Below are 25,722 nucleotides of genomic sequence, written 5' to 3' on the forward strand. Positions count from 1 at the left end.
AGCGCGGCAATCTCATCTTTATTTTGTCATTCCCGACACCGATCGGGAATCTCATCTTTTCCTTTCGTAGTTTTATAACTGTAGGAGCGCCATTCCTGAGTCTCTAACGTTTGATACGTTGGCGAACCCTAACCCGTTCGTCCTGAGGCGCAGAACCTGCGCGCGTATACGATCCCTATGTCGCTCCTCAGCTCAGCCCAATAATGGAGCCAAGATAATTCTGAGCTGCGCGCCTGTCCTGAGTTTGTCGAAGGGTCGAAGGACGGAGGTGTTAACAACTAAATCCACCCTTCCCCTCCTTTTAGATCCTGAATCAAGTTCAGGACAGGCGGAGGGAATTAAAACACTCGAATGATCGTTATTTGAATGCAAGCAGCACGAACGGGTTTTCTCTGGGACCTTGACATAGAAATTTCCCCCTTAGAAAAAGGGGGATTAAGGGGGATTTAAAGAACTGGATTCCTGATCGGAACTTGCCCTGAACTTGATTCGGGGTCGGGAATGACAGGATAAAAAGTATGAGATTGCCGCGGTCGCATCCGGCTTCGCCTAAAGGCTACGCCGGGACAGGCGCTCCCTCGCAAAGACACCATTAAGCTTCGCAAAAGTTACATCAGGCAAGCAGGACGAACGGGTCTTGGATTTGTAATAGGCTAAGCTGAAATGTCACGTGAGGATCGTACACGAGCGCAGGTTCTGCGCCTACACCATCCTGAGGCGTATAAGGCTTATGAAGGCATACGCCCCGCAGCCGAATATGAATATGCCCGTCACCTTGTTAACTATGACGAGCCCCCTTTCGGAGAGCCTGCCCCTCAGATGGGAAATCACGTAGCAGAGAACCGTCCAGAGGAACGCGCAGCCCGTGAATATGCCCGCGACGAGGAGAGCTGCGGTCCTGTAATAATCGGCTGGCTTGTGAATGCCGATAATGGCGAATAGTGCAAGGATGGATAATATGACCATAGGGTTCGATAGCGTAAGGAGGAACGCGGAACCGAATGTCCCGAAGTGGCTCCTGTCGACCTTGGATTCGGAATATGGAGCCGGCTTCGAGAAATAGACCCTCAGTCCGAATACGAAAAGTATAATCCCGCCTATCGCGTGCACCCATGCCTCCCTCTCCATGAGCATCTCCGATATGAACGTGAGTCCAAACGCGACTATCGCCGCGTACACGGCGTCGCCCGCAGCGGAGCCGAGACCGGAGACTATGCCCGATTTCCTGCCTTCGTTTATGGTGCGCTGGACGACGAGAGCCCCGACAGGCCCTATCGGGGCCGTTATGATGATGCCTACTATTATTCCCTTGATAAAAATAGCGAAGTCCATACGTAAGTTTAGGTAACACTATACCCGATATAAATAATCTTTCTCAAGTGGAGGATAAGATTGGGGAAATTTGTTATCCTGAAAACAATTATCAATATGAAAGCGTTATGAAGGCTAAATAATTTCGGGCATGGAGATGGTCCCGTGCACGGAGTTTTGAGCCGTTCCGGGCCGCGTCCCGAAACCGCCGTCACGAAGCGGCGACGATCTCGGTAAGGAATTCCGGCGGTAAGGAGTCCCCCCATTTCTCGATGATGGACCTAGTCAGGCGCTCCCTGATCTCGGGGCCTGTCTTGAGCCTCAGGCACTCCACGGCTATCTCCCTCGATTCCTTCTCGGTTATCGTGCTCAGGAGCTTCTTGACCCTGGGTATGGAATGGGTGTTCATGCTGAGCTCGTCGACCCCCAGCCCGACCAGCAGCGGCACGCACGGGAGCTGACTCGCCATTTCCCCGCAGACGCTCGCGGGTATGCCGTTCGAGTGGGCAGAATCGATGACGCCCTTGATCAGTCTCAGCACGGCCGGGTGAAAAGGCGTGTAGAGGTAGGAGACGTGCTCGTTCACCCTGTCTACTGCGAGCGTGTACTGTATGAGGTCGTTCGTGCCTATGCTCAGGAAATCGACTTCTTCGGATATATCCGACGCCGTTATCGCCGCGGAAGGGGTTTCGATCATGACCCCTATCTGCCATGTGCCTTCCCGTCCCAGCTCGGCGGCGGTCTCGGAGATTATGGACTTCGTCTCGGATATCTCGGCCATGTCGGAGACCATCGGGATGAGTATCCTCACCTTCCTGCCGTCGGACGCCCTCAGTATCGCCCTTATCTGGGTCCTGAAAGCGTGCTCCTCCTGGAGCGAGAACCTTATGCCCCGGAGACCTAACGCGGGGTTGAGCCTCGGTGAGGGTTCCATGCCCGTGGGGAACTTGTCCCCCCCTATGTCGAGGGTCCTTATGGTAACGAGCGGGGAATCGAGCGCGTAGACCACCTTCCTGTAGTTCTCGTACTGCTCTTCCTCGTCAGGGAAATAATCGGACTTCGTGAACAGGAACTCCGTCCTGTACATGCCTATGCCTTCGGCGCCGTAGCAGACGGCGTGGGTGAGCTCTTCTATTATCTCTATGTTCGCGTTTACCTTTATTTCCTTCCCGTCGAGCGTCCTGCCGGGGAGCTTGGCGTATTCTAACAGCTTCTTTTCGAGCGCCATGTGACTCGACCTGCGCTCCCTGAACTCCTCCTGCTCGCCCGGGGACGGGTCGAGTATCGCTATGCCCCTGAAACCGTCTATGAAGATCGTGTCGCCCGGGCTCGCCCTGAGCGTTATGTCCTCGAGACCCATGACCGTTGGTATACCGAGGGACTTCGCCACGATCGCGCTGTGCGACGTGGAAGCTCCCGTATCAGTCGCAATACCTATGGCGTGGTGCTTCGCGAACGCGACCACGTCTACCGCGGATATATCGTGCGCCACGAGAACGGAATCGTGCCCGAGGTCGGGTATGTCCTCGGCGACGCCGTGGAGGTTCCGGAGTATCCTCTGCCCCATGTAATAGATATCGGCGAGCCTCTCCTTCATGTACTGGTCCTCGACCTTCCTGAAGGCCTCGCTCTTTACCGAGAGTATGTGGTTAACGGCCCACTCGGCGTTTACGCGCTCGGTCTCTATGAACCTGAGCACTTCTTCCGCGAGGAGCTCGTCCTCGAGCATCATTATGTTGAGGTTCAGTATCTGGAGGTGGTCTCCGGCCTCAAGCGGCTCGAGCTTTTCCCTGATAGTGAGGAGCTGATCCTTGGAGCGCCTGACCGACTGGAGGAACCTCTCTTTTTCGGCATCGATGAGCTTCTCGTCGATCTGCACCCTCTCGACGATCATCCTCGACCGGTCGAGCAGCACGACCTTTCCGAGCGCGATCCCCGGGGATATGGGGATGCCTTTCCTTTCGACCCTCATACGCCCTCGCCGAATCCGCTTTCTATGAGCTCCTCGATCTCGTTCATGGCACTCTCGGAGCCTACGCCTTTGGTTATCACCTTGATGTCGCTTCCCTTTGCGGCCGCGAGCGACAGCACGCCGAGGATGCTCTTGCCGTCTACCTCGTACCCGTTCTTTACGAGCTTGACGTCGCAGGAGAACCTGCTCGACAGCCTTACGAAAACGGCGGCTGCTCGCGCGTGTAGACCCAGTTTATTCTTTATCGTGAAAACCCTGACTACTTCCGTTTCCGGCACCAGTCGATAACCTCAAGCGATATGTGACTTTTTTCCGTTGTACTCGGCCGAGAGTGAGCATGAATTGTCATAAGCACTAATTATAATTTTGCGCGCCGGATTTTTCAATCGCCGCCTGAGGCGTGAAGAGGGCCTTGTCCACGCCCCCGTTGAGCTCGACGCCAGGCTCGTACACAATTGTAATCGAAAGCCCGCCGGTATCAAAATCGATCTTACGGGGGAAATAGTGGCCGTCGACGAGCCCGTCGAAATATTCGTAATTGAGGAGAGCCCTGTCGCCGTTCTCCATCGAGAACTCGGCCTTCTCGACCCTGTAGTTATCGCCGTTGACCCAGAGCGCGTTCTCCACCCCCCCGCCCCCGTCCCTCCATGTGAGCTTTATCATCCCGGCGTCCGAGGCGACCGCCGGCTTTGATTCCGTTTCGTAGATCCTGTACGGGAGCCTTCCCATCACGAGGCTCACTAGGCTCTCGGCCGTTATCCGTATATCCAGCCCCGGATAGACGTACGAGAGGTCGAATTCCTCACCCGCGTCGTACACGCCCCTTTCGCCAGAGGATATTATGTATATGTGCCTCCCGTCGGAGGAGATGAACCCGACCGTGCTGCCGAACGGGTTAAGCGCTTCGAGCCTTATGAGGTCGGGCCTTTCGGCGACCGTGACCTGCGTGTATGAGACCTTGTCCGAAGGGGTCTCGATCCTCACGCGGGCGAGCCCCTTGAGCGATCGCACCCCGCTCTCGAGGAGCCCGATCTTGTCGATTATCGCGCCCGGGTCCGCGCCCGCAACATCTACCGCGGCCTCCTTCCGCGCGCACGAAGCGGAAAGGAGGAGCAGGCCGATCATGAAGTATCTCTTGTATCCGTGTTTCAATTCTAGCTTTGTATCTTGGGATTTTTCGACAGCTGATTTATCTTTTGCCTGAGCCTGTCCCTGAGCTCAATGTCCTCGGGGTTGTCGGACTTGACGCCGTAGAGCATCACGAGGCCCTTGTTGTAGTACTCGATCGCTCTCTCCGTGTCCCCCATGTCCCTGTAAACGTCCCCCAGGTGCTCGAGTATGGCGGGGTCGTCCGACTGGAGCGCGGCCGCCTCCTTGAGCAGCTTCACGGCCTCGGCGTACTTCCCCTTCTTGTAGTAGACCCAGCCCAGGCTGTCGAGTATGTACCCCTTGTTGGGCGAAATGACGAGCGCCTTCCTGATGAGCGACTCCGCTTCGTCGAGGTTGACTCCTTGCTCGGCGTATGTATAACCGACGAAGTTAAGGGCGTCCGCGTGCCGGGGGTTCATCTCTATGAGCTTCTTCATGGTGTTGATGGAATCCTGCTCGCGCTCGATGAGGTAGTACGTCACGCCGAGCGAGTAGTATATGGTCTCGCTGCCGGGGTTCGATTCGAGGAATTTCCTGTAAAGGTTTACGGCGTCTTCGTTCCTGCCCGATTTCCTGTAGACGCTCCCGAGATAATTCACGATCACTTCGTTGTCGGGCTCCCGCCCGTAGACCTCCTCCATGAGCGACATGGACTCGGACAGCATATCCCGCTTCTCGAATACGTAAGCTTTCTGGACGAGGCTCTCGTCGTAGAATTCCGAGTACTGCGGTATCGAGTCAAGTATCCGGACGGCCTCGTCGTATTTACCCGCCTCGATGTAGCAGAGTGCGAGGTAGTATTTCGCCCGGTCGTCGTCGGGGTTGCCCATGAGTATGAGCCTGAACTCCTCTATCGCCTTGTCGTAATCGCCCGACTCGATGTAGAGGAGGCCGAGCCGGAGCTTGAGATCCGGGTTCTGGTAGTCCATCCCCTCCGCCTTCTCGAACTGCTTCCTCGCCTCCTCCATCCGGTTGACCCTGAAGAGGAAATTGCCGTACCGCACGTAAGACTCGAGACTGTGGGGGTAGAGGACTATGACGTCCTGGTATACGCGCTCCGATTCCTTGATCCTCCCCTGCTGCTCGTAAACTATGGCGAGCTCGATCAGAGCCGAGCCGAAGCTCGGGTTTATGTCTAGCGCCATCTTGTAATTCTCCTCCGCGCGGGCGTAGTCTCCCTTCTCGTAGTAGAGCTTGCCGAGGAAGAAGTAACCCTTCTCGTTGTCGGGGTAGAGCTCCGTTATCTTCCTGAACTTGACCTCGGCGCTGTCGTATTTCCCCGCTTCCGTGTCCATGATAGCGAGGAAGAGGAGCGACTCGGCGTCGTCCGGGTCGAGCTCGACGGCGCGCCCCAGTATCTCGACCGACTTCTCCCTCTCCTTCGGGTCCTGAGACGATGCGTATATCTTTCCTAGTACGGTGTACGAGGGAGCGAACCCGGGGTCGGCTTTTATGGACTCTTCCAGCTTCGCGAGCGCGTCCTGCATCCTGCCCGTGGACATGTAGACTAGCGCGAGGTTGTATTTGAGGTACGCGGACGAGGGGTCGAGCTGCTCCGCAAGCTCGAGCTCGGCGAGTGATTCGGGGAGCCTGTTGTCGAGATACATCATGCGGGAAACGGCGAAGTGATAGTACGCCTCGTTCCCGGGCGCTTCCGGCGATACGAAAGGCTCGTCGGCCTTGGCGGGGTCGCTTCTGACCGTCGCCGTATGGGCGCAGGAAAAGAGGGACGGAATCAGTATGATGATCGCGAGCGCGGCTGAATATACGGATTTAATCTTGAATTCCATGTCAGGAGGCTTCCAGGATCTTGAGATTTATTTTACCCACCGCGTTCATGATGACCGAGGTCTCGTTCAAGTCCCCTTCGACGAGCTTTATATGCGTCGCGTCGGCGGGGACCTGGCCGAAGGTGGGGTCTACCGCCACCCACTCCCCGACGTACACCTCGTTCCACGCGTGGTAATAGAATCTCCCGTCGAGATATATTGTACCTGACACCGTTTTCGTAGGAATTCCCGCTGCTCTCGCTAGCGCGGCGAAAAGGGCCGAGTGCTCGTTGCAGTCCCCGGAGCCCGTCCTGAGCACGTCCCTGGCGTTGGGAATGCCCGCCGAGCCCGTCTTTTTCAGGTTCGTGAAGACCCATTCGTTGATCTTGCCCGCGGCCCTGAGCGAGTCCTCCTCTTCCCCGAGTATCTCCTTCGATTTGGATACGATCTCCTCGTCACCGCTCTGTATGAGGTTCTCGGTGGCGAGGTACGGGGCGAAGCGAGGGTCCTTGTTGGGCAGCTTGTACGGCTTCAGGGACGAAGGGTCGCCCGCCCGTATCGAGACTGTCTTGCCGTCGAAGGACTGCCTGTAGCCGTCCGAGAGGTCGAAGCCGTCCCCGGCGCTTATGCCGTCTATCTCGGCCTTCATGTAGCTGAGACCCCTCGGGTCTTTTATCGTGACGTTTGAAGGAATTGATGTTGCGCTTTCTATATCGAGCGCGGAAATACCGTCCCCTGACACCCTGCCGCCCTCGTCCCTGAGCGCGGTCATGCCGGGAGGCATCGACTGCCTGACCAGCACCCCTCCATCCGTGATCCAGGAGGTCACCTTCGCGCCCGAAAGCAGCGACTCCACCTTCCACGCCTCGACCGCGCCTAATGAAGGGACCTCGACTCTCTCTTTTCCGGTTATCTTGTGCACCGTGTCGAAGTTCCCCGGAGGCGACGAGGCTATGACCGTTACGGGGTCGAGCACGGGAACTATATACTCCCGGCCTATCGACGGAGAGTCCGCCATGAGCGCCGCGGGCAGCATGGAGGCGGGTATGAGGTCGGGCGGTACGTCGAAGACGAGCTCGGAGTCCCCCGAGAGCGTCTTCATCCTGACCCGCATGGAGTCCCCTTCCCTCACGCCCAGGGCCGTCACCTTCCCCGCCGGGGACGTGAAGCTGAAATCGAACGACGCGAGCCTGCCGTCTTTCAGCCTGTAAAGCGCCCTCGTCTCGACGTCCTGTGTGTTGTCGAGGAGCTTGACCCTGATCCTCGCCTCCTCTAATGCCTCGGTTACGCCGTCTTCCGTTTTGACGGAATCGTAGGAGTAGCCTATTTTCTTACCGCCTGAATATATGTAGAGCAGGTTTTCAGAGGATGATACGGCGTAAGCGCATGGAATAGTTATTAATACGGACAGGATAAGGGCGGGTATCGATGCGCCTCTAGGGGTTGTCATGTTACGTGAATAATCTACACGCTTTTCCCCCGGTCTCAACCTTTTTGCGGATTACGGAGCATAGTAAGATCCTCCGGGAACTGACAACTGACAGTCCTGCAACGGTATATACCCGGGAGATGTGTCAGTTTGTCAGTTAATCGTTCTATTACAAGAAAAATGAATGACAAAGCAGGTTGAGCAGAGGAGTCTCAAGAGAGTTGTACATGAGCACACATTGTGTGCCCGCCGCCACCGCCAACCCTATATACCCCCTTTGGCGGCGGGGTGTGGAAAGTCCAAGGTTGTCATTGCGAGCCACATTAGTTCCCTCTCCCTTGAGGGGAGAGGGTAAAGGGTGAGGGTGTACCATTCTCTCAAGCATAGGACGGACGGGACACATGGTCCCGGTATACACCCCGCTCGTATGTCCCATCGGTCCCATACATAGTTCGAACCCCCACTCATCCGCCATCCGCCACATCCGCAGGGGTATAGGGTCTGCGGGTCTGTCGGATTGCGGATGGTCTAATCTGTCTTTGCGAGCGTAGTGAAACGAAGCGCGGCAATCTCGTCTTTTTTTATCCCCCCTCCCCCCTCTAGGGGGAGGGAATCAATAGGGAGGATGAGTCGGCCTCCCCCTCCCCCGATTGACACCCCGGCCCATATTAGGTTCACTAGAATGTATATGGAAGTAAGGGACATATTCGGAAAGGTATTCGCCGGAGAGAGGATAGGAAGGGACGAGGGTCTCCAACTCCTGAAGCACGCCGATACCACCCGGATGGGCTCGCTCGCGGACTATGTGCGGAGGAAGCACCACCCGGAAGGTGTAGTCACCTTCGTCGCCGATACCAACCCGAACTATACCAACGTCTGCGACACCGAATGCCTCTTCTGCGCCTTCTGGCGTCCCCCCGGCGCGCACGACGCATACACACACAGCGTGGACAAGGTGATAGAGATGATGAGGACTTCCTATCACAACGGGGCCACGACCGTGCTGCTGCAGGGCGGGCACAACCCCGAGATCACGCTCGATTACTACCTCGACATAATAAGGAGGACGAAGGAAGAGATACCGGGCCTCCACCTCCACGCGTTCTCGGCCCCAGAGATAAGCGCCATAGCGAAATACTCGGACCTCTCGACAGAGGAGGTGCTAAGGAGGTTCTGGGAGGCGGGACTAAGGACGATCCCCGGCGGCGGCGCGGAGGTATTGTCCAACCGCGTGAGGAAGAAGATAAGCCCCCTCAAGATAGACGCCGATCAGTGGATGAAGGTCACGAGGGAGGCGCACCTTACGGGCTTCAAGACGACCGCGACCATGATGTTCGGGCACTACGAGGAGGACGAGGACATACTCGAGCACCTCGACAGGATACGCGCGCTCCAGGACGAGACGGGGAACTTCCTCGCATTCATACCCTGGACGTTCAAGCCGAAAAACACGTTCCTCGAAAGGAAGCTCCCGAACGAGACCGGAGGGGACAGGTATCTCAGGGTACTGGCTCTCTCGCGGATATACCTCGACAACTTCACTCACGTTCAGGGCTCGTGGTTCACGCAGGGGGCGAAGATAGGCTCGCTCTCGATGTTCTACGGCGCGAGCGACTTGGGCGGCACACTCTTCGATGAGAACGTTCTCTGCTGCGCCGAGAACAAGCTCCGCTCTACCGTGGACGAGCTCGTACACATGATAAGGTCGGCAGGGTTCGTCCCCGCCCAGAGGGACACCTATTACCAAATCCTCCACCGGTTTTGATTCCACCGTCTACGCACTCGCAATGACGAGCCGGGAATCCTATCTTTCTCTATCTCCATCGAAAGAAAAACTAAATCCCCCTTCATCCCCCTTTTCCAAAGGGGGAAAATGTCTTCAATTCCATCCTTAGAAAAAGGAGGGTAAGGGAGGATTTTTCATTTTTTATTTCAAATCCCCCTGCATCCCCCTTTACGAAAGGGGGAACGAAAAATAAATGTAGGAGCGGCTTCCAGCCGCGATTACTTCATGTCATTGCGAGCCGAAGGCGCGGCAATCTCATCTTTTGCTTTTTAATTCCCTACGCCTGTCCTCAATTTGTTTCAGGATCATGGTCGTGGAGATCTCGCTTTTTTTGTCATGCTGAATTACGGTTCTGAGCAAGCGTAAGAACCGAACGCAATTGGCCGAATCCAATAATGCAACTATTCTCCGCTTATCCGTTTATCAAACCAAAATATTCAGCATCTCGTCTCATCATGAGATTGCCGCGGTCGCATCCGGCTTCGCCCGAAAGCTACGCCGGGATAAAGCGCTCCCTCGCAAAGACAGGCAGAAAATAGTTCGCGCCAGGCCTGTCCCGTACTTGATACGGGAATGGCGCTCCTACAGTTAGAATAAAAGCGAGATCGCCCACTCTCACCCGCCAAGCTCAAGTGGGATTTCGCCGGACGCCGGTTCGAGAAGCAGAGGCATCCCATTAGAATCGTTTATGAGCGGACATTGTCCGCCGCATTCACCGCCGTTACCTTCCACGCGTTCCCCGTGAATTCGACGGAGCAGTCGAAGGAACGGAAATGCCCGATCAGGAAATCGAAGAGCACGTACGCCGAGCTCGTATATACGGGCCTCCCTACATACACGGCGGCCTCGTCGGCGCCGAGACCCCCGCACTCGCATGCCGAGAGCTCGAAATCGACCCCCTCCCCGCCCTCGGGCACGGTATCCGCCGCGACCGGCGTGAGAGAGATGTTCCCTTCGCCTCCTTCGCCGCTCACGGAGAAGGCGAGCGGGCCACCGCCCGCTTCGATATACCTCGATGCGAGGAACTCGTCTATTTGGGAGACGTGTATGCGGATTGCGCTGTAGGGAGATTCGCTCACAGGGTGGATATAATAACAGAAGGGGCCGGCGTATTCACGGCGGCCCCCTCATTATCCACTCTTCAGATTACGCGGTCGGGATTCGGAAGACCGCTGATACTGTTTATCTATTCCCGGAGCCCTTCACGAACGAGTTGCTGTTATACGATCTCGCGTTCCCCGGGCTGAAATTCCGCGTCGGGCTCGTATACTGCCGGGGGCTCGAGTTAATGTACCTGTTGTTGTCGGACCCGCTCGACTTCCGGTTGACGGACGTCTTGCTTTGCCTCGGCTGAGACTGCCTGTACTGCGGCTGCTGTTTCTGCACGTTGTACTGGTAAGGATTGTAGTTGCTTCTCGGCTGTGCCTGAGTCCTCTTGTACGCCTGCCCCTGACCGGGTTTCGGGTACCTGTTCATTGACTTGTTGTTTGGCTGATAATTATTCGGCTGATAACCGTACGGGTTCCTGTCAACCGGCTTTTGCTTTGCGGCAGGGGCCCGGTTCTGCTTCAGCCTGTCGTTCGCTTCTACGTTGCTCTTCATGCCACTCTGGTTGTCATACATCGAAGGGTCGTTAAAGGCATTGTTCTTCCTGTTCGTCACCGTGGACGGCTTTCTGTCCGTTTTATCCGGTTTATTCGCGGGTATGAACGTATCCCCGGCCGTCTTGCCGCGCTTGGGCGTCTCGTACTGAGCGCCGCTCTTGAGCCTGCCCGTATCCTTCTTTATTACGCCGTAGTCGTCGGGCGCGGCGTTACCGTAGTTCTTGCCGAAGGGATTGCTCCGGCCGGTGTTTGCGTCCCTCTTCTGGACGAGGCCGTTCCCCTTGTTGTCACCGGTATCCGTAAGGCTGTTCTTGGTCCCCGTGTTTTTGTTGTCCCTCGTCGTCCATATGTTCTTGTTGCCGAAGCCCTGGCTGTTAAAAGGCGTTTCACCTTCCTTCTTCTCTATGCTCGGCCTGAATACCTTGTAATTGTTTCCGTCCAGATTTTTCCCGTTCCTTCCGGCCCTCAAGTCTGCGAGGTCGGAGTCGACCAGGTTCGCGGGTTGTAATTTTCCCTTGACCGCGCGCTCTATATTGGACTTCTCGGGGCCGAAGTTGTATATCTTGTTGTTCTCGGCTTTGATGTTCGTAACGTTCTTCACGTTACGCATCACGGTCAACTTATGGTCATTGTCGAGCGCGACTAGCTTCGCGTTCCTGTTCGTGAACTTGTCTTCAGGCACGAACACGCAGTGCTCGCCGGGTGCGTAGTAATCGTTGTCGTAGTAATGTCCTTTCTTGTGCTTCCAGTGCTTGTATCCGTAATTCCCGCCGTAGTAGCCGCCATAACCCCCGTAGTACGGGCCGTAATACCCGTAATCGTAATCTACGAAGCTTATTCCGATCTCGATGAAGAAGTTATTGTCCGGAGGCAGCGGAGACCAGCCGTAGTATCCGGGCGCCTGGTACCATGAGACGTACGCGGGTGCCCATGTCGTCCCCGGTATCCACGTCCAGCCGTAATAGCTGTCGTAAATCCACCTGCCGTAGTGATAGGTCGCCCATCCCCAGGGCTCGTAGGAGGACCATGCCCATCCCTGGTCGGTCCACACCCACTGGCCGTTGAGATAAGGCTGCCACCCGGGGCCGACCCCTGTCGGATACCAGCCGTAACCGTAACCGCTTATCGGCACCCATGAGCCGTAAGCGCCGAGCGAGTTATAAAACAGGCCGAAGCTGAACGCGGTGTCGGCGTGCGCCTTCTCCTCATATTCCATCATCCCCACGCCCGCGAATAACGCGAGCGCCAAAACGAAAACCATGACCTTGTGTTTCATTGTTTTTTATACGCACTCCCTATGTTAGAAGCTACCATATCAAACCATGTTCAGGTAGAAAAAGTTATGCGTTTTTTAAAAATGTATGCTATTGCACACAAACGCGATTTTTGTGGAATATTACACAGTTACGCCGTGGTGTTAAGCGGAGCATTAAGCGCCGGAAGTATCAGTTTTTCTGGCTGGTTACGCGTTCCTTTTTCTCGAGAAGCTCGCGGTAGATTTTCAGATACTCTTTCCCCGAGCTCCTCCAGGAAAAGTCCTCCCTCATGCCCCTCGAAATGAGCTCCCGCCATTTGTCCTTGTCCTCGTACGCGGCTATCGCGCGCAGGAGCGCGTCCAGCATGCTGACCTTGGAGAATTCGTAGAAGACGAAGCCGTTCCCCTTCTCCCCGTCCTCCGTATAGTCCCTGACCGTATCCAGGAGCCCGCCCGTCCCCCTCGCGACCGGAATAGCGCCGTACCTGAGGGCTATAATCTGCCCCAGGCCGCAGGGCTCGAACCGTGAAGGTATGAGGAACATGTCCGATCCCGCGAAGACGCGCCTTTCGAGCTCGTTGTCGTTCACGGCTATCGTGACGGAGAGGTTCCTCTTCCACCTCTTCCCCGCCTTCTCCAGCATGTTCTCGTACCTCTCCACTCCCGCGCCCACGACGGCGACCTGGTAGCCGAGGTCGAGTATCTGGGGTATGGACTCTAGGACGAGGTCGATGCCCTTCTGCTCGGTGAGCTTCGATACGACGCCCAGGAGCGGCTTGTCCCCGTCGGGGTCGAGGCCGAGCTCCTCCCTCAGCGCCTCCTTGTTCTTCCTTTTCCGGTCGGGAGCATCAGGGCCGTATGTCTCGCGTATAGCCCCGTCCTTTTGCGGGTCCCATTTCTCGTAGTCTATTCCGTTAAGTATTCCGATGAGGTTGTCCCTGTTCCTCGACACCCACTTGAGCACGGGGTCGAGTCCGTAGCCGTATTCCCTCTTCCTGAGCTCGGACGCGTAGGTGGGGCTCACGGTGGTGACGAGGTCCGAGTATATTATCCCGCCCTTGAGCAGGTTGACCTTGCCGTAGAACTCTAGTCCCTGCGATGTGAACAGGAATTCGGGGAGACCGAACTTGTCGAGCAGGCCTCTCTCGTGCTGCCCCTGGTAGGAGATGTTGTGGATAGTGAACACGACCCTCGTGTCCTTGAAGAAGGGGTCGTCTTTCAGGTGCTTCCTCCACCTGAGGCATATCGGGAGCAGCGCCGTCTGCCAGTCGTGGCAGTGTATGATGTCGGGCTTGAAGTCGAGCGCCTTCGCTATCTCGAGCGCGCCCAGGGAGAGGAATCCGAACCTGAGGTCGTTGTCCGCGAAGTCGCCCTGAGGGGTCGAGTATATGTATTTCCTGCCGTAGAGCTCGTCGTTCTTGAGGAAGTCGACGTAAACGCCTTCGGATTCGATCTCCTTGATCCGCCCCCTAGCCGGGAGCCAGTCGAGGCAGAACACGAGCTCCTTCGATACGGTCCTGGGCTTTATTCCCAGCTTGGCCAAATTGGCCCTGACCCTCCTGTAATATGGTATGACCACCCTCACCTCGCAGCCGAGCGAGGCGAGCCGCTTGGGGAGAGTGCCTATGACGTCGGCGAGGCCGCCCACCTTGGCGAAAGGGTCCATTTCCGAGGCGACGAACAGTATTTTCATTTTTCGGTCAATGCGAGACAAACGAGACTGAAGATGACTTACACATTTATATTACCAGTTACCGGGATACATTCACCCCTTGTCGAGATCCCTCAGCTTGGCCGCGAATTTAGAGGCGTTCTCGGCGATAGCGTCCGCATCTATCCTCCCCCCTTTCCCGAGGAGCGCGCTCGAAACGCCGACTGCAGAAGCTCCGGCCTTGATAAAATCCGCGAAGTTGTCGAGCCCCACGCCGCCCGTCGTCATGATTTCGACGAACGGCAGCGGGTCCTTTATCGCCTTCACGTAAGCCGGCCCGCCTACGGCGCTCACGGGGAATATCTTCACCATGTCAACACCCATCTTCCACGCGTTCACGATCTCTGAGGACGTGAAAGCGCCCTGTATGGACGTCAGTGTGTTTTCCTTTGCGAAAGTTACGAGATCCTTGTCAGTGTGAGGGGAGACGAGGAACGCGGCCCCCGCTTTCTTCGCCCTCTCCGCCATGTCGATATCGAGCACGGTCCCCGCGCCTACGAGAACGCCGAGCCTCCCGCTCAATGCGGATATCGCCTCCTCCGCGCCCGGGAATGAGAATGTTATCTCTATAAGCCTGAGCCCGCCCTTTATGCACCCCTCCGCGAAATCGAGCGCCGACTCCGCGTTTTCCGCGCGTATGACGGCGAACACCTTGTGTTTTCTTATGGCTTCGAGGCTCTTCACATTTACAAGTTAACAGACTGGGGCGCAGAGATGCAAGTTTTTCGGCGACGTGGACCTGCGCTGAGAAATTTATCCATTAATTGCCATGCCTTATTGATTTCTTTAAACGCATGTTTTATCATGTATAATTATTCGCGAGGGAGTATTACATGGGATTTATTACCGATGAGATGATAAGGGACCGCGTGAGCGAGTTTATAGAGCGGAGCAAGCAGCTCGGCATCAAGGTGACTCCGCAAAGGATAGCCATATATAAAGAGCTCGCTTCGACCGACCAGCACCCGAGCACTGAGACCATATACAAGAAGATAAAGGACTATTACCCGAATATTTCCCTGACCACTGTTTACAGGACTTTAGAGACGTTCGAGAAACTGGGGCTTATATCCGTCGTCAACGTGCTCTACAACGCCGCCCGCTACGACGCGAACCTCACCCCTCACAACCACGTAGTCTGCATCGAGTGCAAGAAAGTTGAGGACCTCTACGACGAGTCTCTCTCGACGCTCGACGTATCCGACAAGACGCTTGGCGATTACCACATAAAGGGCTATTCTATTTTGCTCAACGGCGTCTGCAAGGTTTGCCAGGACAGCTGAGCGCTGTTTTCCGCCCCGAATGTTTTTATAAGGAATCCAAAAAGTATTGTCATGCTGAACTTGTTTCAGCATCTCGTTTTTAAATTCTCCCCAATTAATAGGTTCACAAAACAATACAGATTGTTGTTTGAAAATCTTTCCATCTCTCAAAGCGGCATGAAACTAATGTCCGATAATATAACTTATGTCGACTATATGTTTGACCTTTTCCTTTTTAATATCCCTCCCCTTTACCAAGGGGGAGGGTTCGGGTGGGGGTTTACATTAAACTATCTGTCATTCCCGACCCCGATCGGGAATCTCATCCTGCATCGTGAATCCTGCATCCTGCACCGTACCCGTAGGAGCGGCTTTCCTGAATTGATCCTGAAATAAATTCAGGACATGGTTCAGGACAGGCCAGCCGCGACCCTACTCCGCTCCTTCTTTCAAACATCCCATCCTACTTTGTCATTTCGAACAACGGGAGAAATCTCTTGTTTTCTTTACTTTTTTTCTGTCATTCCCGAATATCTTTATCGGGAATCTAAATTTTTTATGGTGATTTCATTTATACCAATAAATATTACTTTCTGGTATAATATTTCTTGCGAGGAACATACAATGCAGAAAAACACCAGTGTGACGCTCGGCAAACATTTCGAGGAATTCATAGCACAGCAAATCAAGGAAGGAAGGTTCTCATCCGCAAGCGAAGCCATACGTGCGGGACTTCGTCTGCTCGAAGAGCGGGAAACCAAACTAAACGCACTGCGCCGGGCCCTTAAAGAAGGCGAGAAGAGCGGCTTCGTCGATTATTCCCTGAAGGAGCTGATAGAAGAACTGGATACTGAAGACCCCGCTTGATACCAACCTTGATATTCCTGTTGTTCCCGACATCGATCGGAAATCTAAAAAACCGTTCATGCTGCTTGTCCGGCATAGCCTTAGCGACGCAGGAAGCTTGTCGAAGCATGTCATTATTTCCTCGTTCAGACCCTATTCCCATTCCCCCCATAATTGTGTAATCCTATTCTCAAAAGCTGAATAGGAGACCGTTATGAGCATTCCCGAAGGGTTAGAGGCCGCGCTTGGATTCGGATTCATGGACGCCATATTCACGAGGCGGTCAAGACGTTTCGGCCTCGGGATGGAGATAAAGGAGGGCACTCTCGCCCACAAGTCCCGGCACGATCCGGTCCCCCTCTCCGAATTGGAAGAGGCGTTCCTCATATGGGCCGGCACGGGCATGACGGGGCTTTCCTTAGGCGACCTCCCCCGCACGGGCATCTCCTGGCTCTTCCAGTGGACGGGCAGGAGCTGGCCCTGCTCCTGCAACTCACATTCTACGGAGCTCTTCTACACGAACGACAGCGGCGTCTACATGGTGAGGCTCCACGACGTACTGCCCGAGGAAGGAAAGAGCCTCATATTCCAGGGCATGACAGACGACGAGAAGCTCGCGAAGGTCATGGAGCTCTTCAGGAAGAACCGGATCAAGCTAGAGGACGGACGCGCGAATCTGCCGAAAGGCGAGCCCGGCCTCTTCGACTTCAACGCGTGGAACTGCAACAAGCCCGGGACCACGTTCTTCGTCCCCGTTACGAACACCACGGTCGAGTATATGGTGCTGCTGTTCATATACTTCGGCGCGAAATACGGATTCAACATAATCGACGAGCTTAACGGCGGCAGGTCGTGCGGCCTCGACAAGTGGATCGAGAAGGGATACATAAGAAAGGACGTCGAGCTCTCGCTATTCGATCTCGAATTGAGGGTTCTAACGACCCTCAACGTCGAGCAGGCATTCATATGCCAGAACATGAACCTCGCGCTGCAAGGTCTGGGCCTCGGCGGATGGGCGTTCACGGGGCTCCTCCCCCATTACGCGCTCGGCGTACATCCCGATTACAAGGGGCTTGGGTTCAGGTTCACGAGGCCGGAGAAGACCGTGCGCAGCGCGAAACCGCCCGTGCCTGTCGGGAGGGACGGCGTTTTCGAAGCCCTGTGCCCGCCATACGTCAAGGATATGGGCGAGGCCGTGGACAAGTTCCTCCGCATGAGGGGGAGGTTCTGGGAGGAGGACAACCCCTACCCTTACCGTAACCCCGAAGGCGTGCTCGCCGACGAATATCACCCGAGCGAGGTCAGGATAGAGATAGTCAAAGACTTTTGCAAATACGTCTACGAGAATTACGGCAGGTTCCCCGCGTTCCTCGACCCGATGTTCACGAGGCTCGTATTCCAGGCGCACCATCTCGACCTCGAGTTCTACGACAAGTATTACACCGAAGGAGCGTACACGGAGCTCCACAAGAACCACTTCAAGCTCTGGCATCCGGATATGAAGGACCCGTTCGGCGCGGAGTGAAGGTTCTTCTGAATAAATTCACATATCTTTCGATTGGCTTAGGATGAACGGGGTTGTCCGTGAGCGTGAAATATCATTAATTCCCTCCTTAGAAAAAGGAGGGATAGGGAGGATTTTTCTTTTCTTACAATCGAACAAACTTGAGGCACTTATCACTCCTCCGGCCTCCCGTAAACGGCGAGGCTCCTGTTGCTGTACCTTACGTCGTCCGTTATCTCCCTCCCGAGCCATTCGGGCGGAACGAACCGTGCGCTCTCCTCGACTGACTTGAACTCCACCTCCGCGACCAGGAGTCCATCGAGCGCGCCTGAATATACGTCGAGCTCTATCACGTGCTCCCCGCACGGTATCTCGCACCGCGTCTTTTCGACTCTCGACCCCTCGGTGCACGGCCAGAGGGTCTCGAACGCTTCCCTGCTGAGCTCGACTTCGACCTCTTCCCTTTTGAGCCCTCTCCCCGACTTCACTGTCTCGTAGTACCTGTCCCCTATTTTCCGTATCCGTATCTCCGTCCCGTCGCCGGAGACTGCGAGATAGCCCTGCGATATCCCGCTCGCGGGACAGCTCTCTATCCCCTTAGGCATCTCCTTCACGAGAAACTTTCTCTCAATCTCTTTCGCCATGAGGTAGTTTCTTATTTTACTGTCACCCTGAACCATGTCCTGAATTTATTTCAGGATCAATTCAGGAAAGCCGCTCTTACAATAATTTGTCTTTGCGAGCGGAGCGAAGCAATCTCATGAAAAGACGAGATGCTGAAACAAGTTCAGCATGACAAAAAGAGAAGAGATCGCAATGATACATGCCTCATACTCGCTTCATAAACATTTGCGGAATCACCCCTCCGCCCCCTTCCCCGTTATCGCCCTCATCTCCTCCCAGAGTTCGGCGTACGTATGCGCCGACTCCGAATGCGGGAGGTAAGCGGTCACAGGCTCCCTGTAGACCCCCATCCTCTCTATGTCCGACCGGTACGGTATGTGGGTTCTGAGCACGTTCCTGCCGTCGGACTCGATCTTCTCCATGATCTCCCTGTGGAGGCTCTTTTTCGTCTCCACCATGGAGAAAAAGGCGTACAGCTTCCCCGCGTCGTATTCCTTCTTCGCGAAGAAATCGAGGAGCTTTTCGTACGTCATGACCGAGAGCGTCGTCGGAATGAGCGGGACGAATATGAAATCCGAGGCGTTGAACACGTTCTCGGATACGAGCGATATTCCCGGCGGGCAGTCGAGGAACAAGTAATCGTACTCGTGCGTGACCTCGCTGAATACCCTCTTCAGTCGGAATTTCGATTTCTTCATCCCGTCGAGCGCGATGTCGAGGTTCCTGTATGAGAGCTTGGACGGCAGGAGGTCGAGGTTCGGGTAATCCGTTCCCTTAATGTTTTCGTCGATGATCCTCCCGCCCTTTACGAACTTGCTCGAATTGAAGCTGCGCGACGCCTTTATACGGAAATAATACGAAGAGGCGCCCTGCGGGTCGAGGTCGCAGATGAGCGTGCGGTATCCCCCGGCCGAAGCGAGATACGAGAGGTTTACCGCGGCCGCGGTCTTGCCGACTCCGCCCTTCATGCTGTAGAGGGCGAGCGTGATCATAGGGTGAATACTCTAATTGCCGGAGAACAATTTTTCAAACAGGGCTTTCATATCGTCGCCCGAAAACTCCTCGAACCGCGCGTGGAATTCGGCCCTGAGCTCCTTCTGCTTTAGATAGAGCTCCGATATCAGGCCGCCCGCGGCGGCGATGCTGTCCCTCCCCTCTTCGGCAGCCGGGTCCATCTTGGATATGTAGCCCTTCAGCCTCTCCTGCTGGACGTGCATGTCGTTGTAATCGCCGAGGTTGTCCTGTAGCTGTTTCAGGTGCCGTATGGCCGCCTTTATCTCATCAGCCGGGAAGAGGGACTCGAAGAACTCGAGATAATACCTGAGCTTCTTGCACTCGATCCTGAGCGTGTGGAAATCCCTGTCCGGGGAGCTCTCGTCTAAATCTTTCCCCAGCTTCACGGCTTTCCTGTACCGTTTCCGTATGCGTTTTTTCGCAAGGTCTATTACCGGCGCGCCAGAATCCGGAAGCTCGTCTTCCGCCCCCGCGGGCTCGTTGAGGAATTTTCCCCACGCCTCTATGCTCCGCCTGTAGGAGCCGGATGCGAGCTCGCTGACGAAACCTTCGTGAGCTTCTTCCCTCTCCCTCGCGATAATATCGTAGAGAGGGCCGAGACCCGGTCTTAACGCGGGCGGCAGCATCTCCGTGTACCGTTCCCTCCTCAGCAGATATATGTCGAGGTCGCGGAGCTCGTTCGACTTCCTCCCTATCGCAGCAAACTCCGTCTTGAATTCCTCCTTCACGCTTTCGGGGAATATGCCTCTTATGAGAGTTAGCGCCGAGCGCGTCCTCCTCACTGCCACGCGGAAGTCGTGGAGGAACTCGGTGTCTATGTCTTTTATAATTCCTTCTTCGTTCTTCCTCATCGTTTCTAGGAGGCTCCCGAGGATCATCTTTAGCGCATCCCCTGAAGGCATGTCCGGCTCGAGCCTGACTGTAACCTTCGATGAATAGTCCCCCGCCGTCTTGCCCACGGCGCCGAGCGCGATCGAGAATATGTTTCCGTCCGCGCGCTCGATACCCATACCGGCGAGGCGGCGTATTATATCGTCGAACTCGTCCGCATAGCCTCTGACCGGAGCCGCCTCGAGAAGATGGACGGTTACCTTCCCCGAGCCGTTTTCAGCGACTTCTATCTCTTCGAAAGCGAGGTGCACTACGGTCTTCTCGTCCTCGTTGACGACGTTGTGCCGCGTCGCGGCGCTTCTTATCGATACTTGCGGTACGAGCGCCCTTATATCGATGACCTGGCGCAGCGCTTCGCGGAAAGGGCCGTCGGGGAAATCCTGCCAGAACCTCGGGCGTCCGTCCGTATCGGAGTAAGGAGACGAGAGGTCCATTTCAGTGCCGGATGAGCGCAGCACGTACCGCTCTCCTTCCTTCGACAATAATTGCCCGTTTCTGTAGAGCCTGTGATCGAATGTGTCGAGGAAGACCCTTTCCATATCGCGGGAGCTGTCAGGCGCGAGAGTAAGATTGCTCCCTATGCCCGCGAGTATGACTTCACGGTCGCCGGGACTGCTAAGTACGAAATATTCTGACTTGTCGCCACTCGCTTCTTTCGCCGGATTCATGGATAAACGGGGTAAATCGCCCGGATAGATACATTATACCATCCTCAAGACCTTCGCCCCTTTTATCTTCCCCTTTTTCAATTCGCCGAGCGCCCGGTTAGCGTCTTCGAGCGGGTATTCCTCGACTTCGGGAATTATCGGGACCCTGGCTGCGAGCTCAAGCAGCTCCCTAACGTCCCTCCGGCTCACGTTCGCGACCGATTTAATCTCTTTCTCCATCCAGAGGTGAGACGGATAATCGAGTTTGAGGAGATATTCCTTGTCGGAGTCCTCTTTCCTTATGGCGTTGATGACGAGCCTCCCTCCGGGGTTGAGGCTCCTGAGCGCCTCGACGACCGGCTTCCACACGGGTGTCGTGTCTATCACGGCGTCAAGCATTTGAGGAGGGGCGTCATCCGTGCCCCCCGCCCATGCGGCCCCGAGCTCCCTCGCGAACTCCCTTTCCAATTCGCTCCTCGCGAAGACATATATCCCGGTATTGGGATACAAGTAACGCGCCATTTTCAGCACGAGGTGTCCCGAAGCGCCGAAGCCGGTAAGACCGAGCGTCTGGCCGTCCTCTATGCCCGTGAGCCTCAGCGACCTGTATCCGATGGCCCCCGCGCACAGGAGCGGCGCCGCTTCAGTGTCGGTGAATACTTCGGGGATCGGATATGCGTAGCCTTCCTTTGCAATCATGTATTCCGCATACCCGCCGTCCGCGTCCCTGCCCGTGGCCCTGAATTCCGGGCAGAGGTTATCGTCTCCTTCGAGACAATAGGCGCATTTTCCGCATGAGGAGAATATCCAGGCGACGCCTACCCTGTCTCCTTCCTTGAGAGTGGTCACGCCGCTTCCGGCTTTTTCTACGAAACCCACAGCCTGGTGTCCCGGTATTACGGGGAGCTTCGGAGGAGGCGTCCTCCCCTCTATCTCGTCTAACTCCGTGTGGCAGACCCCGCAGGCGGAAATCCTTATCAGCACCTCGCCCGGACCCGGAGCCGGCGGCTTGACGTCGGCAAGACGGAGCGGATCATTGTCGTCGTGAAGGGAGACTATCTTTTCGAGAAGCATAGCTTTCAACGGAACATCCTCCGATAACACTCAGCTCACTATAAGCCCGTCCTTTATCTCGAGCACCTTCTTCGTCATCTCGGCGAGGTACATCTCGTGAGTAATCATCAGTACGGACCTCCCCTTTTCGTTGAGCTCGAGGAACACGTCCATGACCATGGCGGAGTTCCTGGAGTCGAGGTTCCCGGTAGGCTCGTCGGCCATCACTATCTCCGGGTCGTTCGCGAGCGCCCGCGCTATGGCCACCCTCTGCTGCTCTCCGCCCGAGAGCTGGTAGGGCTTCCGCTTTTCCTTGCCCTTGAGCCCGAGGCTCTCTATCAGCTCGTGACACCTTTCCCTGGCGCGCGCGCCGTCGCCCTCTCCGTTCTTGAGCATCGGTATGAGCACGTTTTCGAACGCGGTTAATTCCGTGATTAGGTAATGGAACTGGAACACGAACCCTATCTTCCTGTTCCTTATTTTCGAGAGGAGCTTGGCGTCGCCGAAATCTACTTTCCTGTCGTCGATTATCACCTCGCCCGAAGTGGGCGAGTCGAGTAGGCCGAGTATGTACATGAGCGAGCTCTTGCCCGAGCCCGAGGCCCCTACTATGCTTATGAAGTCCCCTGTCGAGATCTGAATTGATATTCCCTTCAGTATCTCGTTCTCGCCTATGGATTTCCTTATGTCCCTTCCTTCGAGGATTACGCTCATACGCTTGACCGGAATATGTCGACCGGGAAGAGGCGGGACGCCCTCCAGGACGGGTAGAAAGAGGCGAAGAACGCGAATATCATCGCGAATATGAACCCCAGCACGAAGTACCTGGGTCTCCTGTCGAGCACGAACCCGCTCGCCCTGATTATGCCGACGATGTCGAACCTGAGAGACGCGAGCCATACCTCTATGAGATAGCCGAGGAGACAGCCGAGCAGCGCCCCTATGAGGCCGACGAGGAGCCCCTGGAATACGAATATCCTCGTTATCTCCCCGTCCTCGTAACCTATGGCCTTGAGTATCGCTATGTCCCTCTTCTTTTCGAGCACCGTCATCATCATGATGTTGAATATTCCGAACGCGGAAACTATCAGTATGGCGAACACCATCATGTACGTTATCCAGTTCTGCATCTTGAATATCTGGAGGAAGTTGCTGAACGCCCTCTGCCAGCTCTCGGCGAAATACCCCGTGTCATCCGTCATCTCGCCCGCAAGGCTTTCCGCCTGATTTACGTCCTTAACCTTGATAATGAGCTCGTTCACCTGGTTCGGCTTGTCGAGTATCGCCTGGAGCGTGCGGAGGTTAATGTAGACCCTCGACTGGTCGAGGCTCGTTATGCCGGAGTTGAAGAAATCCACCACCTTGAGCGTGTATATGCCGCCGCTCGGCGAAACGAGGGTCACCTTCTTCCCCGGCTCCTTTATCCCGAGATCCCTCGCGAGGAGCTTTCCGATTATTATGCTGTTCCTGTCGGTTACTATCTTGTCCAGGTTTCCGAGCTCTATATAGTCGTCCACTACCGACGCCCGTCTTTCGAGGTCGGGCTCGATGCCGATGAGGTTCGCCGTCTTGTCCTTGGTGCCGTAATTGATAATAGCCTGTCCCGTCAGGTGAGGGGCGATGCCGACGACCCTCTCGTCCTTCTCGTACTTGTCTATGTAATGCTTGTAGCCGATTATCTTGTCCTTCAGGTCCTTGGGCTTGGAGCCCAGGACGTCGGCGACTATGTCTTCCCCGTAAGCGGCCCTGAGTATCCTGTCCGGGTCGTCCGATTCCTCTATCTTGAGGGTTATGTGGGCGTTGATGTCGACTGCCTGTTTTATGAAGTAGATCTGGAACCCGTTCATTACGGAGCTCATGGCTATGAACGCGGCCACGCCTATCGCCACGCCGGCCGTCGAGACGAGCGCCTGCCTCTTTCTCTCGGTCAGCAGCTTGAACGCGATGAACAGTATGGACCTCAACGGGTGAGGGTCTCCTCGCCCCCCGGGGCTCCGTCCCTTATCTCTATGTAGTCGTCTTCCTCCACCCCGGCCTCGACCGGCACCCTGACCTTCTTCCCGTCTTTCACGACCTCTATGTATCCGTCCTTGTAGGCCTCTTTCGAGATGAAGAGCCCTTCCCTGTCCATAACCACTATGTTCGCCTCGACGGTTATCCCGACCGGTATGTCGGGCGGATAATCCGTATCGGCCTTGACCTTGACGGTCCGGGAGACCCTGTCCGATTCCCTCTCTATCACCCTTATCTTTCCCTCGAACACCTTGCCGGGATAAGCGTCCGTCGTTATGAGCACCTTCTCGCCGGGCTTAATCAGCGGAATAAACTCCTCGTCGACAGAGAGCACGGTCTCGAGCGTACCCGGGTTCCCGAGTGAGAAGAGTATGTCGTCCTTGAGCACGGAGTTCACGTAATCCCCTTCCTCGGCGAATTTCCTCAGCACCTCGCCGTCTACAGGGGACTTTATCTCGTGCTTCTCCATCTCCCTGACGACCGCCTGCTCGGCCGCCGTGAAGGACTCGAGCTCGGACCTGAGTGACGCGAGCTGGTCGTTCAGCGCTTCGAGGGATTTCGCGAGCGTCTTTTCCGTGACCTCGAGCCCCTGCTTCGACTTGTCGTAGTCTTCCTTCGAAATTATCCCCTTGCCGTAAAGCGACTCCCTCCTCTCGAAGTTCCTCCTTTCAATCTCCGTGTTCATCTTCCATATAGCTATCTCGTCCCTGAGAGCCTTGAGGAATGGCGAGTCCTCCTTCATCCTCCCCTCTATGAGCTCCCTCTTTGCGGAAATCTCGCGGAGCTGCTCCTTCAGCTTATCGTTCTTGATAGTCGCGATAACCTCGCCCTTTTTGACCTTGTCCCCCTCCTTCACGTATATGCGGTCTATGTAGCCGGACACTTCGGGCTTTATCTGCACCTTGTTCACGCTGTCCACGTAGCCCGAGGCGTAAACGGACTTGACATACCTCTTCTTTTCGACCTTTGCCGCCTCTTTTGACTGTTCGCCCCCCGGAAAGAGGAATATGTATGCGATCAGCAGAACGGCCGCAGCCGCAACGAGAATAAAAATGTACCGTCTATTCATCTATGCACCCGGATGCTTGCAATTGAGTATTATCGTGAGGCTCATGTAAGCGGACTGAAACCGCCCCTGCGGGAGCCGCGTCCTGGACTTTCGGTGTATGGAAAGCCGTCATGGAACCCGCTCACGAGATATATTCTATCATTTATCTGTCAAAAAATCTTACAACGGACATGAATAATTATAGCCGTAAATTCGATTTTTAGCCTTTTATGCCATAAACATTGGGAAGTTCTTTTTGCGGCACGGAACTTGATTATAATTATTTAATATAATCCAAATATCAGGAGGGCAGGCATCATGGCACTTAAAAGATGGGAACCGACGAAGGGCATGGAGAAGTTCTTCGAGGATATGTTCGAGGAAAGTTTTCCGACCAGGTTTTTAAGGAGATTTCCGAGATTCAAGTGGATGACCGAGGTCGAAACGGTCTGGCCTGCGGTCGATATGTACGACAAGGCCGAAGAGATAGTCGTCAAGGCTGAGGTGCCGGGAATAGACAAGAAGAACATAAAGATCTCGGTATCGGACAACACGCTAACGATCAAGGGGGAAATGAAGAAGGAAGAGGAGATCAAGGAAGAGGACTACTACTATTCCGAGAGGTCATACGGAAGCTTTTCGAGGTCGTTGACCCTTCCCGCGAAGGTCGTCGAGAGCAAGATATCGGCCGAGTTCAAGGACGGGATTCTGGAAGTCCATCTCCCGAAGGCGGCTGAATCGAAGCCCAAGGAGATCAAGGTCGAAGTAAAGTGAAACAGCCCGGTTAGGGAGGCCTCTCCCCAGGCGAGGCTTACCGGCCGGAGAACGAAAGGA

General features: G+C 55.4%; 22 protein-coding genes. 5 read left to right on the forward strand and 17 right to left on the reverse strand.

From position 1 onward, the window contains the following. Nucleotides 1–702: 702 nt before the first annotated feature. From AB1598_02745 to AB1598_02770, 6 genes are all read right to left on the reverse strand, one after another. Entirely contained in the window at nucleotides 703–1,332 is a 630-nt protein-coding gene (locus AB1598_02745; GenBank protein MEW6143915.1) for a LysE family transporter, read from the reverse strand. Between the two features lie 190 nt (nucleotides 1,333–1,522). After that, nucleotides 1,523–3,283 (reverse strand): phosphoenolpyruvate--protein phosphotransferase, encoded by a 1,761-nt coding sequence (gene ptsP, locus AB1598_02750; protein MEW6143916.1) that lies wholly within the window; start codon nucleotides 3,281–3,283, stop codon nucleotides 1,523–1,525. After that, the gene (locus AB1598_02755) at nucleotides 3,280–3,561 is read right to left on the reverse strand and encodes an HPr family phosphocarrier protein (GenBank protein ID MEW6143917.1); all 282 of its coding nucleotides are present in this window, start codon (nucleotides 3,559–3,561) and stop codon (nucleotides 3,280–3,282) included. Before AB1598_02755 ends, ptsP begins: the two co-directional genes overlap by 4 nt. Nucleotides 3,562–3,637: 76 nt before the next feature. Then, nucleotides 3,638–4,408: a DUF4292 domain-containing protein gene (locus AB1598_02760; protein ID MEW6143918.1), complete on the reverse strand. Its 771-nt coding sequence runs from the start codon at nucleotides 4,406–4,408 to the stop codon at nucleotides 3,638–3,640. Between the two features lie 29 nt (nucleotides 4,409–4,437). After that, a complete protein-coding gene (locus AB1598_02765) occupies nucleotides 4,438–6,222 on the reverse strand; it encodes a tetratricopeptide repeat protein (protein MEW6143919.1) in 1,785 nt (594 codons plus the stop codon). A 1-nt stretch (nucleotide 6,223) separates the two neighbouring features. Further along, nucleotides 6,224–7,651: a transglutaminase-like domain-containing protein gene (locus AB1598_02770; protein MEW6143920.1), complete on the reverse strand. Its 1,428-nt coding sequence runs from the start codon at nucleotides 7,649–7,651 to the stop codon at nucleotides 6,224–6,226. Between the two features lie 661 nt (nucleotides 7,652–8,312). On the opposite strand from AB1598_02770, the gene mqnC reads away from it, so the two are divergent. Next, the gene (mqnC, locus tag AB1598_02775; GenBank protein ID MEW6143921.1) at nucleotides 8,313–9,395 is read left to right on the forward strand and encodes a cyclic dehypoxanthinyl futalosine synthase; all 1,083 of its coding nucleotides are present in this window, start codon (nucleotides 8,313–8,315) and stop codon (nucleotides 9,393–9,395) included. 707 nt (nucleotides 9,396–10,102) lie between these two features. Here mqnC and AB1598_02780 read toward each other — a convergent pair. The 4 genes from AB1598_02780 to AB1598_02795 all read right to left on the reverse strand — a co-directional run bounded on the left by AB1598_02780 (nucleotide 10,103) and on the right by AB1598_02795 (nucleotide 14,670). Beyond that, nucleotides 10,103–10,495 (reverse strand): hypothetical protein, encoded by a 393-nt coding sequence (locus AB1598_02780; protein ID MEW6143922.1) that lies wholly within the window; start codon nucleotides 10,493–10,495, stop codon nucleotides 10,103–10,105. Between the two features lie 103 nt (nucleotides 10,496–10,598). Beyond that, nucleotides 10,599–12,296 carry a DUF6600 domain-containing protein gene (locus AB1598_02785; GenBank protein ID MEW6143923.1) on the reverse strand — a complete coding sequence of 566 codons (1,698 nt, stop codon included), beginning with the start codon at nucleotides 12,294–12,296 and terminating at the stop codon, nucleotides 10,599–10,601. A gap of 169 nt (nucleotides 12,297–12,465) precedes the next feature. Next, complete coding sequence (glgA, locus tag AB1598_02790; protein MEW6143924.1) at nucleotides 12,466–13,968, reverse strand: glycogen synthase GlgA; 1,503 nt, start codon at nucleotides 13,966–13,968, stop codon at nucleotides 12,466–12,468. Nucleotides 13,969–14,040: 72 nt separating this feature from the next. Further along, nucleotides 14,041–14,670: a bifunctional 4-hydroxy-2-oxoglutarate aldolase/2-dehydro-3-deoxy-phosphogluconate aldolase gene (locus AB1598_02795; GenBank protein MEW6143925.1), complete on the reverse strand. Its 630-nt coding sequence runs from the start codon at nucleotides 14,668–14,670 to the stop codon at nucleotides 14,041–14,043. A gap of 149 nt (nucleotides 14,671–14,819) precedes the next feature. Here AB1598_02795 and AB1598_02800 point away from each other — a divergent pair, with 149 nt between their 5' ends. From AB1598_02800 to AB1598_02810, 3 genes are all read left to right on the forward strand, one after another. Next, entirely contained in the window at nucleotides 14,820–15,269 is a 450-nt protein-coding gene (locus AB1598_02800) for a transcriptional repressor (GenBank protein MEW6143926.1), read from the forward strand. A gap of 603 nt (nucleotides 15,270–15,872) precedes the next feature. Next, nucleotides 15,873–16,115 carry a type II toxin-antitoxin system ParD family antitoxin gene (locus tag AB1598_02805; protein ID MEW6143927.1) on the forward strand — a complete coding sequence of 81 codons (243 nt, stop codon included), beginning with the start codon at nucleotides 15,873–15,875 and terminating at the stop codon, nucleotides 16,113–16,115. 193 nt (nucleotides 16,116–16,308) lie between these two features. Next, a complete protein-coding gene (locus AB1598_02810) occupies nucleotides 16,309–17,619 on the forward strand; it encodes a hypothetical protein (GenBank protein MEW6143928.1) in 1,311 nt (436 codons plus the stop codon). Between the two features lie 152 nt (nucleotides 17,620–17,771). Here AB1598_02810 and AB1598_02815 read toward each other — a convergent pair whose 3' ends face one another. From AB1598_02815 to AB1598_02845, 7 genes are all read right to left on the reverse strand, one after another. Beyond that, nucleotides 17,772–18,242 carry a CYTH domain-containing protein gene (locus AB1598_02815; protein ID MEW6143929.1) on the reverse strand — a complete coding sequence of 157 codons (471 nt, stop codon included), beginning with the start codon at nucleotides 18,240–18,242 and terminating at the stop codon, nucleotides 17,772–17,774. Nucleotides 18,243–18,455: 213 nt separating this feature from the next. Continuing rightward, complete coding sequence (locus tag AB1598_02820; protein ID MEW6143930.1) at nucleotides 18,456–19,214, reverse strand: AAA family ATPase; 759 nt, start codon at nucleotides 19,212–19,214, stop codon at nucleotides 18,456–18,458. A gap of 12 nt (nucleotides 19,215–19,226) precedes the next feature. Next, complete coding sequence (locus tag AB1598_02825) at nucleotides 19,227–20,795, reverse strand: CHAD domain-containing protein (GenBank protein MEW6143931.1); 1,569 nt, start codon at nucleotides 20,793–20,795, stop codon at nucleotides 19,227–19,229. Nucleotides 20,796–20,828: 33 nt separating this feature from the next. Next, a complete protein-coding gene (locus AB1598_02830) occupies nucleotides 20,829–21,857 on the reverse strand; it encodes a zinc-dependent alcohol dehydrogenase family protein (protein ID MEW6143932.1) in 1,029 nt (342 codons plus the stop codon). A gap of 21 nt (nucleotides 21,858–21,878) precedes the next feature. After that, nucleotides 21,879–22,541: an ABC transporter ATP-binding protein gene (locus AB1598_02835; GenBank protein ID MEW6143933.1), complete on the reverse strand. Its 663-nt coding sequence runs from the start codon at nucleotides 22,539–22,541 to the stop codon at nucleotides 21,879–21,881. Next, complete coding sequence (locus tag AB1598_02840; protein MEW6143934.1) at nucleotides 22,538–23,791, reverse strand: ABC transporter permease; 1,254 nt, start codon at nucleotides 23,789–23,791, stop codon at nucleotides 22,538–22,540. Before AB1598_02840 ends, AB1598_02835 begins: the two co-directional genes overlap by 4 nt. Then, on the reverse strand, nucleotides 23,788–24,909 hold the full coding sequence (locus AB1598_02845) for an efflux RND transporter periplasmic adaptor subunit (GenBank protein ID MEW6143935.1): 1,122 nt from the start codon (nucleotides 24,907–24,909) through the stop codon (nucleotides 23,788–23,790). Before AB1598_02845 ends, AB1598_02840 begins: the two co-directional genes overlap by 4 nt. A 297-nt stretch (nucleotides 24,910–25,206) precedes the next feature. Between AB1598_02845 and AB1598_02850 the strand changes: the two genes are divergently transcribed. Continuing rightward, a complete protein-coding gene (locus AB1598_02850; protein ID MEW6143936.1) occupies nucleotides 25,207–25,662 on the forward strand; it encodes an Hsp20/alpha crystallin family protein in 456 nt (151 codons plus the stop codon). Nucleotides 25,663–25,722 lie beyond the last annotated feature (60 nt).

Source organism: Thermodesulfobacteriota bacterium (genome assembly GCA_040754335.1).
In the GTDB taxonomy this organism is placed as follows: domain Bacteria; phylum Desulfobacterota_D; class UBA1144; order Nemesobacterales; family UBA2774; genus 2-12-FULL-53-21.